The following is a 12817-nucleotide window of genomic DNA, read 5'->3' on the forward strand; positions in this document are numbered from 1 at the left end:
ACGCGTCCCAGTATCATCAACGTCGCCCCAGGCGTGCGAACCCCGAACAGGTCGGACGGAACGTGGAACACCATGATCGGCAGACTCCCCTCGGCCTCCGGGGTGCTCTCCGTACTCGGGCTCTGATCAGGCCGGACGCGCCCGCGGCGCACGGTGGGGGGAGTGATGAGCGGTGTCTCTGACGGACAAGGCCATCGAGGACATCCGTGAGCTGATCCGGTCCGGTGCGCTGCCGCCGGGCTCGAAGCTCCCGCCGGAGCCGGAGCTGGCCGCCCAGCTGGGCCTGTCCCGCAACCTCGCCCGGGAGGCCGTGAAGGCGTTGGCCGTCGCCCGGGTCCTGGAGGTCCGGCGGGGCGACGGCACCTATGTGACCAGCCTGCAGCCGAGTCTGCTGCTGGAGGGGCTCGGCGGTGCGGTGGAACTGCTGCAGGGCGACTCGGTCGCGCTGCAGGACCTCATGGAGGTACGGCGGCTGCTCGAACCGATGGCCACGGCCCTTGCCGCCACTCGGATCTCCGACGCTCAACTGGCCGAGGTGAAGCGGCACTTGGACGCCATGCGCGAGGCCCGCGATGACGTCGCACAGCTCAACGCCCACGACGCCGCCTTCCACCGCGCCGTCGTCTCGGCCACGGGCAACGAGACCCTCCTCACCCTCCTGGAAGGGATCTCCGGGCGCACCCTGCGCGCCCGCATCTGGCGCGGTCTGATCGACGACAAGGCCGCGGGCCGCACCCTCGCCGAGCACGAGGCGATCTTCAGGGCGCTCTCCACTCGGGACTCCGCCCTCAGCCAGGCCGCCGCGCTGCTGCATGTGAGCAACACCGAGCAGTGGCTGAGGGAGCACCTGCGCTCAGGCGAACCCCTTCCCGTCGAGACGACAGCGCACAAGTGACGAGCGGACGCTCACCCGCCGCCGTGCGGATTCAGCCCACCTTGAAGTCGGCGGCCTTGGTGTCCAGCGTCGTGTCGCCGTCCTTGGCGGTGGCCAGGACGGCGACGTGCCACGCACCCTGCGGGGAGTCGTCGGCATCGGCGCGGGTGACGGTGACCTTGTAGGTGCATCGCTCGGTGTCCCCGCCCGAGGGCTTGCAGACGGCCGACTCCACGGCGGCCATGTCCTTGGTGGTCAGCCCCTGCTTGGCGAAGGACGAGTTCGCCGGCCAGGCCAGCACCTTCACGCTCTTGACACCTGAGGACTCCGTGACGTCGGTGGTGAAGGTCAACGAGCCGGCGCGGTCCCCGTCGGGAGCGGTGTAGCGGGCCGTGCTGTGCGCCAGCGTCGGAGACTGGTCCCCGGCGTAGGCGAGGGCGAAGGCACCCGCACCACCGAGCACGACGACACCGGAGACCACCGACAGAACGATACGACGCGACATGAGGATTCCCCCGAAAGGTTCAGTTGGACCACACCGGCGCTCTCGGTGGCGCCGTGCACCCACCCTGCCCGCGCGGCGAGCGCCGGGTATGAGCACACGTACTCAACTCCGGCCTGAGTAAAGGGAGTCGCAGGTGCCGACGTGCATCACCTAGAGGAACGGCGTACCGGCGTCCAACCCCGACAACACCCTGCCGTACAACTCCAGATTCGCTGCGGGGTTGACGAAGGAGTGCAGATTCAGGGCGTTGAGATCCCGTACGGCACGCTGGACGGGGACCTCCAGGCGCAGCGACGACGCACCCGAGGCGGAACCGATCAGATCAACGGCCTCCTTGCACAGCCGCGCCACGTAACCGCTCTGGGCGCGGATCCGAGCCCGTTCCTCCGGCGTGTACCGGTTGCCGTCGGCGGCACGGGCGTCGATCAGCGAGACGAACTCGGCGGTGAGCAGTTCGGCACAGGAGATCCTCATCGCGGCCTCGGCGAACTGCAGATGGGTCAGGGGGGCTTCGTGCTGACGCTCGTAGATCGTGTAGGTGATGCCCCGCTGATGGATGAGCTCGCCGAACTCGGCCAGCGCGGTCCTGGCCGGACCGAGGGCGCCGGCCGCCGTCCAGACGCAGAACAGCAGGAGGACGGGCATGCCGTAGAAGGGGTCGGCGCTGTTGAGCCGAGAGGGGAAGGAGCCGCCCAGCAGCGGCCCCAGAGGCAGTGCGCGGTGGGCCGGGACATGGACGGCACGGGCCACGACACTGTTGCTGCCGCTCCCGGCCAGACCGGACACGTGCCAGTCGTCGACCACGTCGAGGTCGGTCATCGGAACGGCCGTCCACAGCAGCTCCGGTGGGCGGCCGTCCCCGGAGTCCGCGACCGTGGTCAGCAGGTGCCAGTCGGAGTCCTGGCAGCCGGTCGCGAACGGGGAGGTGCCGTCGACCACGTAACCCCCCTCCGCCGGACGGGCCTTCGCCTTCGGGACGAGGGTGCCGCTGACCCGTACGCAGGGGTCGGCGAAGATCTCGTCCTGCGCCTCGTCCGGGAAGAGCGCCGCGATGAACGCGCACCCGGCCTGGATGAGCGTCGTGAACCCGGTCGACCCGCACGCGGCGGAGACCTCGCTCAGCACATCGACCTGCGTACGCGCCGAGGACTGGTAACCGCCGTACCGGCGGGGGACGTTCATGCGATGGACCCCGGCGTCCGTGAGGGCGGTGACGACCTCGCCGGTCACCCGGCGTTCCTGCTCCGTGCGCAGGGCGTGCGACCGGATGAGAGGCTGAAGTTTCCGTACGCGTTCGACGAGTTCGGCGTCCGAGTTCGGTGCGGATGAACCAGCCAAGACAAGACCTCCGAGCCCGATGCGCGGGGAGAACCCTCACCGTGACGCCGAACCCGATGGGTGTCAACGCCCCCTTCAGGCCGTCCTTTTGATGCGGTCAGGCAATATACATCGGAGGGGTCACAGGAGGATGGTCTAGGCCTGCTGACGTGCGGACCTCAGTCCAATGACCCCTTATGAGGCTTAACTCTGCAGAAATTCGAGGAGTGTTGAGGTTATTGACAGGTATACAAGCCTCTCTTAGGTTCCCGATACACCCGATGTATCAAGGACCCGCCCTGGAGGACGACGATGACCTCACAGCCGGAGGAACACCCGCAGCCGCCCCGTAGAGCCGTACTCGGCACCGCGCTGGGCGGAGCCGCGGCGGTCGCGTTACCCGGAACGGCGCACGCCGCAGCACCGACGTCTGCGCAGGGGAGCACCGGACGCCCCTGGAAGCTTCGCGACACGATGACCACCGACAGCGCCTGGGAGGGGTTCCTGCGCGCGCAGGACCTGCTGTGGACCAGGCTGCCCACCCTCTGGCACGAGGGCCCGTTCCTCGGCGACGGCCAACTCGGCAGCATGATCTACCAGGAGCCGGGCGCCAACCGGATCCGCTTCACCGTCCAGCACGGCCGAGTCCAGGACCACCGGCCCGAGTTCGGCAGCGGCTGGGGCACCTGCCGCCTCCCCGTCGGCCACCTCACCCTCGAACCGGCCGGCACCATCACCGCCGTCGACTGGCGGCTGAGCCTGTGGAACGCCGAACTCACCGGCACCGTCACCACCACGGCCGGCACCCTCACCCTCGCCGCCCTCGTCCACGACGAGGTTCTCGCCGTACGCGTCACAGCCGACGGCGGTGAACGGGCCACCTGGACCTTCCACCCCGAAGAAGCCATCAGCCCCCGCAAGATCAGCGAGGCACCGCCCTCCGGCTACACCACCAACCCGCCCTGGACCACCCGCACCGCCTCGGACGGCACCGCACAGGTGCTCCAGCCCCTCACCGGCGGCGGTCAGACCGCCACCGCCCACCGCCGGTCCGGCCACGACCTGCTGCTCAGCGTCGGTCACAGCCACCCGTCCGACACCGCCGCGGAGGCCGACTCGCTGCGCAACCTGAGCCGCGCGAAGTCGTACAACGCGCTCAGGCAACGGCATACCAGCTGGTGGCACGCGTTCTACCGCAAGAGCTTCGTGTCGTTCCCCGACCAGCGCCTCCAGAGCTTCCACTGGATCCAGCTCTACAAGGTCGCCTCCGCCAGCCGCGCGGGCGGTCCCGTCATGGCCACCTGCGGACCCTGGCTGGAGCCCACACCCTGGCCCGCGGTCTGGTGGAACCTCAACGTCCAACTGGAGTACTGGCTCATCCACGCCTTCAACCATCCGGAGCTCGACTCCCTGGCCACCACCCTGCGCCAGAACCAGGAACAGCTCATCGCCAACGTGCCGGCCGCCTACCGCACCGACAGCTCGGGCATCGGCCGCAGCTCCGACATGTTCGCCAACCGCGGCGTCGGCCGGCCGGGCACCGGAGCCGAGACCGGCGACCTCACCTGGGCCCTGCACAACGTATGGCTGTCCTACCGCCACTCCATGGACCAGTCCCTGCTGCGCGACACGATCTACCCCGTGCTGCGCCGCGCCATCAACTACTACCTGCACTTCCTCACCCCGGGCAGCGACGGCAGGCTCCACCTGCCCAGCACCCTCTCGCCCGAGTACCCCGTCGTCCCGCCGCAGGACACCAACTACGACCTGGCCCTGATCCGCTGGGGCTGCCAGACCCTTCTCGATTCCGCCGAACGCCTCGGTGTCGACGACGAGTTGAAGCCGCGCTGGCAGGAGGTGCTGGCCAAGCTCACGCCGTACCCGGTCGACGCCAACGGCTTCATGATCGGCGCCGACACCCCCTACGCCCAGTCCCACCGCCACTACTCCCACCTGCTGATGGTCTATCCCCTCTACCTCGTCAACTGGGACCAGCCCGAGAACCGGGACCTCATCACCAAGTCGGTCGTCCACTGGCACGAACTGACCGGCGCCCACCGCGGCTACAGCTACACCGGCGCCGCCTCCATGTACGCCATGACCGGTGACGGCGACACCGCGATCACCTACCTCCGCAAGTTCTTCGACCCCACCACCCGCTACCCCTGCCGGGCCAACACCCACTACACCGAGGCCGGCCCGGTCATCGAGACCCCGCTGTCCGCCTCGCAGTCCCTGCACGACATGTTCTGCCAGAGCTGGGGCGGGATGATCCGTGTCTTCCCGGCCGTCCCGGCCGCCTGGGCGGACCTCACCCTGCACAACTTCCGCACCCAGGGCGCCTTTCTGGTCAGCGCCGTCCGCAAGGCGGGAGTCACCCGCTTCATCAGGGTCAAGAGCCTGGCGGGCGAACCCCTCAAGCTCCGGCACGGCCTCACCGGCCGCCTCACCGCGGTACTGGAGGACGGCACGGCGGCCCGCACCCACGACCTCGGTGACGGCGTCCTCGGCATCGACCTGCCCCGCGGCCGCGAGGTGCTCGTCCACACCGGCTCCCGTCCCGACCTGAGCATCGCGCCCGTCGCCGTCAGCGAGCCGGGACCGGCGTGGGGACTGCCGTAAAGGTCGGCACAGGCAACACAACTCGGAGGACATTGATGGCAGTTCCGATCAGAACAGCGGTCACCGCACTCTGCGCCTCGCTGGCGGCCGCACTCCTCACCACAGCACCCGCACAAGCAGAACAGCACGACCGGCACGGCCAGTCCTGGTCCCTGTCCGGGGGAGTACGCGCCCCGCGCGCACAGATCACGCTCGACGACACCGTTGGCACGCTGAGCCTCGCGGTGTCCCGGGAGGGCCGTACGGTCATCGAACCGTCACCCGTCGGCCTCGTCACCGAACAGGCCGACCTGTCCGAGGACTTGCGCTTCCTGCACCGCAAGGACCGTACGGTGGAGGAGCGTTACCGCACCAAGTCCGGCAAACGGCTGGACCGCCGGGTCCGTATGAACGAGACCCGCCTGTCCTTCGCCACTGCCGCGGGTGCCCGTCTCGACCTCGTCGTGCGTGCCTCCGCGGACGGCATCGCCTACCGCTACGTCCTGCCCGCCGGAGCCGGTGACGTCCTCGGCGAGGCGTCCGCCTTCAACCTCCCCGCTGACGCGAAGGCATGGCTCGGCACCTACCGGGTCGACAACGAGGGCCAGTTCGCGCAGTACACCGCCGCCAGTGCACCCACCGGCGCGTACTCCGACCAAGCCCTGTTCTCGACCGACGGCGGCTACGCCCTGCTCGCCGAGTCCGACCTCACCGGCGCCTACTCCGGCGCCCGCCTCGCCCACACCCAGGGCACCGGAACCTACCGCGTCGAACTCGCCGACGAGCGGGTGCGGAGCGACGGACCCCTCACCACCCCCTGGCGGGCCATGGTCACCGGCGACCTCGCCACCGTCACCCGCTCCACCTTCACGGACGACCTCGCTCCCGCGTCCAAGGTCCGCGACAGCTCCTGGATCCGTCCCGGTACCGTCCTGTGGACGTGGCTCGCCGGCGGCCGGGAGGCGGGTCAGAGTCTCGCCGCGCAGAAGGCCTACGTCGACTACGCGGCCGAACGCCACTGGCCCTACGAGGCAGTTGACGCCGGCTGGTACTACCGGCCCGGGGAGTGGGACGTAACCGACCCCGACTGGCAGACCGACAGCTGGATGCCGGAACTCGCCCGGTACGCCAGCGCCAAGGGCGTCGGCATCATCGTCTGGATCCACCAGCGCGACCTCGACACCCCCGCCGAGCGGGCCCAGTGGCTGCCGACCCTGGAGAAGTGGGGCGTGAAGGGAGTCAAGATCGACTTCATGAACTCCGAGGCCCAGCCCATGCTCCAGTGGTACGACACCATCCTCGCGGAGACGGCCGCCCACCACCTCATGGTCGACTTCCACGGCTCCACGATCCCCAAGGGCATCCAGCGCACCTGGCCGCAGGTCATGACCCTGGAAGGCGTCGCGGGCGAGGAGAAGCGCACCAACACCGCCGCCCACCTCACCACGCTGCCCTTCACCCGCAATGTCATCGGCTCCATGGACTTCACACCGGGCGCCTTCCAGCGCGTGGGCCTGCGGCCCAACTCGGACGCGGCCGAGGTCGGCCTCGCCGTCGCCTACGAGTCGGGGCTGCAGATGCTGGCGGGCACCCCGGAGTCGTACGAGGCCAGGCCGCTCGCCCGGGCCTACTTCGACCAGATCCCCGCGGCCTGGGACGACACCCGACTCCTGGCGGGCGCACCCGGTCAGGAGGCCGTGCTGGCCCGCCGCAGCGGAGCGCGCTGGTTCCTGGGCGGGATCTACGCAGGTGCCGCACGCACGGCCGAGGTACCGCTGTCCCTCGGTCCGGGCCGGTGGCTGGTGGAGACGATCCGGGACGGGGCCGACGGTCTCGTCCAGGACCGGCGGGTGCTGCGGGGCGGCGACACGCTCGCCGTCGACGTCGTGGCCAACGGCGGCTTCGCCGGGCTCGCCTGCCCCTGGCGACCGGGTATCACCACCTGCCACCGCTGAGCGCACCCCGTTCCGGGAGCCGGATTCGATCAGCGAGGACGCTGCTGATCGAATCCGGCTGGGCGCGCGCCGGGCCTCGCCAGGCTGGCGCCGGAGGTGCCCAAGTGGCCGTACAGGCAAGTGAGTTGCAGGACGCTCCCGAGTCCACGACCGTCGTGGTGATCGGTGCGGGCCCGGCCGGGATGACCGTCGCCACGCTGCTGCGGCACAGTCGACCAAGGGCGTGCCCGGCACCTCCGGGACCGGTGACCGCTTCGGACAGGCCGTCGCGACCGGCGACCTGGACGGTGACGGCTTCGCGACGCCGTCATCGGCGCGCCCGGCGAGGACGAGGGCACTCTCGAGGACGCGGGCCGGGTGACCGTCGTCTACGGATCCGCGCACGGCCTCGACACCCAGCGCACCGCGACCTTCACCGCCGCCAAGCCCGCCGAGGGCGCCCGGTTCGGCCACGCGGCGGCCGCCGCCCGGTTCACGGGGGACATCGTCGGCGACCAACTCGTCGTCCTGGACCAGAAGGTGGGCCTGCACGTCTTCACCTACCACGCGGGTGTCCTGCGCCAGGTCGGCACCCCGCACGCCACCGGCCACACCCTCCAGGGCGCCTACCTGACCACCGGCGACTACGACCGTGACGGCTTCGCCGACCTCGTGGTCTCGGGTTACAGCCCCGACGACGACTACGCCAAGGGCTGGTCCGCCTACTACGCGGGTGGCGTCGAGGGACTGAGTTACCGGCACGACCTGCACGGCGGCCTGGGCACCGCCTCCGGTGACATCAACGGAGATGGTTACGACGACCTCGTCGTCGGCCAGCTCAGCGGCGTGGACGACACGGCCGGTGACGCGGACGCGCCCGGCGGCCTGGTCGGCGTCTACTACGGCGACGGGGAGGGGCCCGCCGGTACGGAGGGCCCCGGCACGGCCCCGCAGTGGTGGTCGCAGAACTCCCCGGGCGTGCCCGGAGCGGGGGAGCAGCACGACGCCTGGGGCAACGACCTGTCCGTCGCCGACGTCGACGGTGACGGCTTCGCCGACGTGGCGGTCGGCGCGCCCGGCGAGGACGCGGACGGCGAACAGGGGGCGGGCGCGGTGTGGTTGCTGCGCGGCTCCCAGGAGGGCGTGACCGGCACCGGCTCCCAGTCCTTAGACCAGAACACCCCGGGCATCCCCGGTGCCGCCGAGGCCGGTGACGGCTGGGGCGCCCAGGTGCGCCTCGTGGACACCGACGGCGACGGCCGGGCCGAGCTGGTGGCGGCGGCGCCCGACGAGAACGCCGGTGACGGCGCCGTGTGGCTGCTGCCCGCGAGCGGCGACGGTCTGCTCGCCGACGGGTCCCGCTCCTACGGTGCCGCCGCTCTCGGCGGCAGCGGCCACGGCGCCCGCTTCGGCGCCGTGATCGACGAGTGAGCGGGGCACATCCCTCGCGGGGCGGGGGCCTTCACTCGGCGCTGCGCAGCGCGACCCAGGTGTCGTGCCGCACGACGCCGTCGGCGTCAAGGCCCCGCTCGTCCTGGAAGGCCCGGACCGCGGTCTCCGTGCCGGACCCGAACTCCCCGTCCACGCCGGTGCTTCCCACGCTGTATCCGCGCTCTGTCAGCATGCACTGCACCTGCCGGACGCGTTTGCCGCTGTCGCCGAGGCGAGTGCTTCCGTTGCCGCCGTAGTACGTGCACTCCGAGAGCCAGGGAGCGGTGTCGGTCCCGGCGGAGGGGGCGCCGGCGGACGAGGTGGCGGACGGCGTGGTGGACGGAGCCTGACCGGGGGGCGAGGAGTCGCCGCCCCGGTCGCCTGCGGAGCCCGAGGCCTGGGGCTTCGCCGAGGCGGTTCCCGCCGTCGGGTCGCGGTCCTCCACCGCGGCGCCGTCGACGTCCGGGCGGCTCAGTCCGCCGACGCGCGGGGACACCGAGCCGTGGGAGGTGCCACGGGGGCCGGTGCCGTCCGCACTGGTGGCGCCGGCTTTCGGAGAGGCGACGGCAGGGGGGTCCTGACGGACGAGCAGCAACGCCACCGCGGCCACGACACAGATCGTGAGAACCGCGGCGACGACCAGTAACGCCTTCCTGCGATGCCGGGCCGGGTCCCCGGACCGGCCCGGCGGGGGAGGGGCGTTCTCAGCCTTCACGGGCGGCGGCGCATCGGGAGCGGCGGGCAGGGGAGCAGGTCGGGGAAGACGCGCGGACAGGGGCAGCGGCAGGTCGCCCGCAGACCGCAAACGGCTCAGGTCCGCGACGGGCAGACGGTGCAGCGCCTCGTACGCCCGCTGTCGGGCGAGCACCTTGCCGCCCAGGGGGTCCGGCCAGGGGGCGGTCACCGGGCGTACCCGGGCGGCGTCGACCAACTCCTGCGGGGTGGGCCGCCGCGCGGGGTCCTTGTCCAGACAGGCGGTCAGCAGGGCACCGAGCTCCTCGTCCGCCGCCGAGATCTCGCCGACGACCTCGGGGTTGGGGTTCTCGTACGCCACCCGGTGCATCACGTCGACCCCGGTGCCGTCGCCGAACGGCGCACGGCCCGTCGCCGCGTAGACCAGTGTCCCGGCCAGCGAGAACACGTCCGAGGCGGTGTCGGACCGGCCCTCCCTCAGATGCTCGGGGGACATGTAGGCCGGGGTCCCCACCCGGTTGCCCGTGCCGGTGATCGCACTCGCGTCCGCGGCCTTCGAGATCCCGAAGTCGATCACGTGCGCGCCGCGGACGGACAGCAGCACGTTGGACGGCTTCAGGTCCCGGTGCACGATCTCCTCGACGGCGAGGGCCGCGAGTGCCTGCCCGAGCTCCGCCGCCAGCCGCCACACCGCGGTCGTCTCCAGGGCGCCGTACTCCTTGACGGCTTCCGCGAGATCGAAGCCCGGGAGGTACTCCGTGGCCATCCACAGCAGCTCGTCCTCGAAGCCCGTGCCGCACAGTCGGGGTGCGTGCGGGGTGCGAAGTCGGGCGTGTACGGCGGCCTCGCGCTCGAAGCGGCGCCGGAACCTGGGATCCTCCGCGTACTCCGGCCTGATCACCTTCACCGCGACCAGACCCGGGCTGTCGTCCACGGGACGCGCCAGAAAGACCCTTCCCATGCCGCCACTGCCGAGCAGCGCCACCGGCGCGTAGGGGCCGACGCGCCCCGGGTCGCCGAGCCGCAGGGGTAAGGCACCGGTCTGCCGCAGCGCGGCAGCCGCGTCGTCCGCCGACGCCGGCCGCTGTCCCGCCAAGAAATCCCCCGAAGTCACATTCGATGCACGCCAGTTCCCCCCGGCGGGAGACGAGCGTAGCTCAGCTCGCGCATGTGTTCAGGAAATCGGTCACCTCCGTCACGCGGGTCGCTTTCGAACGAGTGATCGTCCGGACGCGTTGGGAATGAACCCGCAACGGCAACGTGTTGTCCACCGCCGACCGACTCTCCTGTCACCGGGTAGAAAGCAGGCTCATGACGTCCTCGCCACGCATGATGCGCGCCGTCCGGCTCTCCGCTCCCGGCCCCGTGGACAACCTGCGGCCGACCATCCTGCCGCTCCCGCCCGAGAGGGACGGCTGGGTGCGCATCCGCGTCGAGGCGTTCGGCCTGAACCGCTCGGAGCTGAAGCTCCGCCTGGGTGTGAGCGAGGGCGTCAGCTTTCCCCGGGTACCCGGCATCGAGGCGGCAGGCATCGTCGACGCGGCCCCGGCCGGCAGCGGGCTGGCTCCCGGGCAGAAGGTCGTCGCGATGATGGGGGACATGGGGCGCACCTACGACGGCGGCTACGCCGAGTACACCTCGGTGCCGCTGTCCCAGGTCATCCCCGTCGACACGAACCTGCCCTGGGAGGTGCTGGGCGCCCTGCCGGAGATGGTGCAGACCGCCTACGGCTCCCTCACCGTCGGCCTGGACCTGAAGCCCGGCCAGTCCCTGCTGATCCGCGGCGGCACCTCCTCGGTCGGCCTGGCAGCCGCCGCGCTGGCGACCTGGCGTGGCGCCACGGTGCTGTCCTCCACCCGGCGGGCCGACCGCCTGGCCCTGCTGGCGGAGCACGGCGTCGACCACCCGCTGCTCGACACCGGCGAGCTCGCGCCCGCCGTGCGCGAGCTGTACCCGGACGGCGTCGACGCCGCCCTCGACCTCGTCGGCACGCCGACCCTGCCCGACACCCTGCGCGCGGTACGCGTGCACGGCACGGGCTGCTTCGGCGGCAGCCTCTCCAACCAGTGGACGGTGCGGGACTTCTCCCCGAACGAGTACCTGCCGAGGGGCGTACGCCTCGCGGGTTACTTCGGCGACGCGTCCGACCTGCCGCGGGATGCCTTCCAGGAGATCCTGGACGCGGTCGCCGCCGGCCGGCTGGCCTTTCCCGTGGACCGGGTCTACGACGGCCTGGACCAGGTGCCGCAGGCCCACGACGACATGGAACACGACCGCGCCACCGGCAAGCTCGTCGTCCGGGTCCGGCACGAGGAACGTTCATGAGGGCCGGCGACCTGCCGGCTCCCGTACGGCTCAGGCCCCCGCCTCTTCCGGCGCCGGCTGCGCAGGAGTAGCGCGGGCAGAGGTGGGGACTTGAAGGGCAGGCCGGGCGTGGCGGCGTACCCATGGGGGCCGCACCGGCCAGGCTTCTCCGGTTCAGCCAACGAGCCGGGGAGGCCGCGTTCAGGTGAGGTCCACCCTTCTCCGCAGCCCTGACGGTGTGAACCGTGCTGCGGCGGCTCGGTGCGAGACGGAGAGCGGGTCGGCGGTAGGGTGGCCGAACCGGTGGAGGTGGGTGGTGGCGGTGGAATGGCGGGAGTTCGCCGAGGCGATGGCCCAGCTCGCGCGGAAGTTGCTCGCGCAGGAGACGGTGCAGGGCACGCTGGACGAGATCGCGGCGTCGGCGGTGCAGCTCGTGGAGGGCTGTGACGCGGCCGGGGTCCTGGCGGTCCGCAAGGGCCGGGCGGTGACGTTGTCCTCGTGCGGCGACGTGGTGGAGTCGTCCGACCGGCTGCAGGGCGAGCTGGCAGAGGGCCCGTGCTTCGATCTGGCCGCCCGCGCCAAGGGCGGTAACGGCGAGCGCGTGTTCCGGATCGCGGACATCACCCAGCCGCAGCCGGACTGGCCGCGGTTCGCCGAGGCGGCTCGCGACCTGGGGATCGGCAGTATGACCGGGGTCCTGCTCTACACCCACGACGAGGACTTCGGCGCGCTGAACCTCTACTCCCGCCGCCCCGGAGCCTTCGGCAAGGACATCGAGACCGCCGGCTGGATGCTGGCCTCGCACGCCGCCGTCGCCCTGGCCGACGCCCGCGCCATCGACCAGCTCGAGGACGCCATGAAGACCCGCCATGCCATCGGCGAGGCCATGGGCATCCTGATGGAACGGCACAAGCTGAGCGAGGACGACGCCTTCAGCGTGCTGCGCTGCATCTCGCAGCAGCACAACATCAAGCTGCGCGACGTCGCCCAGCGGGTCCGCGCGGACCGCGCCGGCCAGGCCTGACAACACGCCGTCCGGCTCGGCGCGTCACCCGTCCCGCAGACGCGATCTGCCGACCGCCCACGCACGGTCTGCGTAGAAGCCCTGCGCCCGGGTAGCCGCTGGAGCGGCAAGCAGCCACGAGTGGTGAAAGCGAC

9 protein-coding genes are annotated in these 12817 nt (G+C 71.3%); 6 read left to right on the top strand and 3 right to left on the bottom strand.

The genetic code is table 11. The annotated features are described in order from the left end of the window. The first annotated feature begins 172 nt into the window (after positions 1–172). Positions 173–895 (top strand): FadR/GntR family transcriptional regulator, encoded by a 723-nt coding sequence (locus RKD20_RS43125; protein WP_424882487.1) that lies wholly within the window; start codon positions 173–175, stop codon positions 893–895. 31 nt (positions 896–926) lie between these two features. On the opposite strand, the gene RKD20_RS43130 is transcribed toward RKD20_RS43125, so the two are convergent. Next, entirely contained in the window at positions 927–1379 is a 453-nt protein-coding gene (locus tag RKD20_RS43130) for a DUF5707 domain-containing protein (protein ID WP_424882488.1), read from the bottom strand. Between the two features lie 150 nt (positions 1380–1529). Continuing rightward, a complete protein-coding gene (locus tag RKD20_RS43135; RefSeq protein ID WP_424882489.1) occupies positions 1530–2717 on the bottom strand; it encodes an acyl-CoA dehydrogenase family protein in 1188 nt (395 codons plus the stop codon). Between the two features lie 291 nt (positions 2718–3008). Between RKD20_RS43135 and RKD20_RS43140 the strand changes: the two genes are divergently transcribed. The 3 genes from RKD20_RS43140 (at position 3009) to RKD20_RS43150 (ending at position 8662) form a co-directional block, all read left to right on the top strand. Further along, complete coding sequence (locus RKD20_RS43140; protein ID WP_424882490.1) at positions 3009–5318, top strand: glycosyl hydrolase family 95 catalytic domain-containing protein; 2310 nt, start codon at positions 3009–3011, stop codon at positions 5316–5318. Positions 5319–5353: 35 nt separating this feature from the next. Continuing rightward, on the top strand, positions 5354–7252 hold the full coding sequence (locus RKD20_RS43145; RefSeq protein WP_424882491.1) for a glycoside hydrolase family 97 catalytic domain-containing protein: 1899 nt from the start codon (positions 5354–5356) through the stop codon (positions 7250–7252). Positions 7253–7609: 357 nt separating this feature from the next. Then, positions 7610–8662: an FG-GAP repeat protein gene (locus tag RKD20_RS43150; RefSeq protein ID WP_424882492.1), complete on the top strand. Its 1053-nt coding sequence runs from the start codon at positions 7610–7612 to the stop codon at positions 8660–8662. A gap of 31 nt (positions 8663–8693) precedes the next feature. Here the strand turns inward: RKD20_RS43150 and RKD20_RS43155 are convergent, their stop codons facing one another. Next, on the bottom strand, positions 8694–10451 hold the full coding sequence (locus tag RKD20_RS43155) for a protein kinase domain-containing protein (RefSeq protein WP_424882493.1): 1758 nt from the start codon (positions 10449–10451) through the stop codon (positions 8694–8696). Positions 10452–10684: 233 nt separating this feature from the next. Between RKD20_RS43155 and RKD20_RS43160 the strand changes: the two genes are divergently transcribed. Next, positions 10685–11680: a zinc-binding dehydrogenase gene (locus RKD20_RS43160; protein ID WP_424883457.1), complete on the top strand. Its 996-nt coding sequence runs from the start codon at positions 10685–10687 to the stop codon at positions 11678–11680. Positions 11681–11981: 301 nt separating this feature from the next. Next, entirely contained in the window at positions 11982–12683 is a 702-nt protein-coding gene (locus RKD20_RS43165) for a GAF and ANTAR domain-containing protein (RefSeq protein ID WP_424883458.1), read from the top strand. The last annotated feature ends 134 nt before the right edge of the window (positions 12684–12817 follow it).

It is taken from the genome of Streptomyces sp. SLBN-8D4, from assembly GCF_049739545.1.
In the GTDB taxonomy this organism is placed as follows: domain Bacteria; phylum Actinomycetota; class Actinomycetes; order Streptomycetales; family Streptomycetaceae; genus Streptomyces; species Streptomyces canus_C.

Coding starts and splice junctions, on each gene's coding strand:
- RKD20_RS43145 (WP_424882491.1), top strand. CDS start 5,354: ATGGCAGTTCCGATCAGAACAGCGGTCACCGCACTCTGCGCCTCGCTG.
- RKD20_RS43160 (WP_424883457.1), top strand. CDS start 10,685: ATGATGCGCGCCGTCCGGCTCTCCGCTCCCGGCCCCGTGGACAACCTG.
- RKD20_RS43130 (WP_424882488.1), bottom strand. CDS start 1,379: ATGTCGCGTCGTATCGTTCTGTCGGTGGTCTCCGGTGTCGTCGTGCTC.
- RKD20_RS43140 (WP_424882490.1), top strand. CDS start 3,009: ATGACCTCACAGCCGGAGGAACACCCGCAGCCGCCCCGTAGAGCCGTA.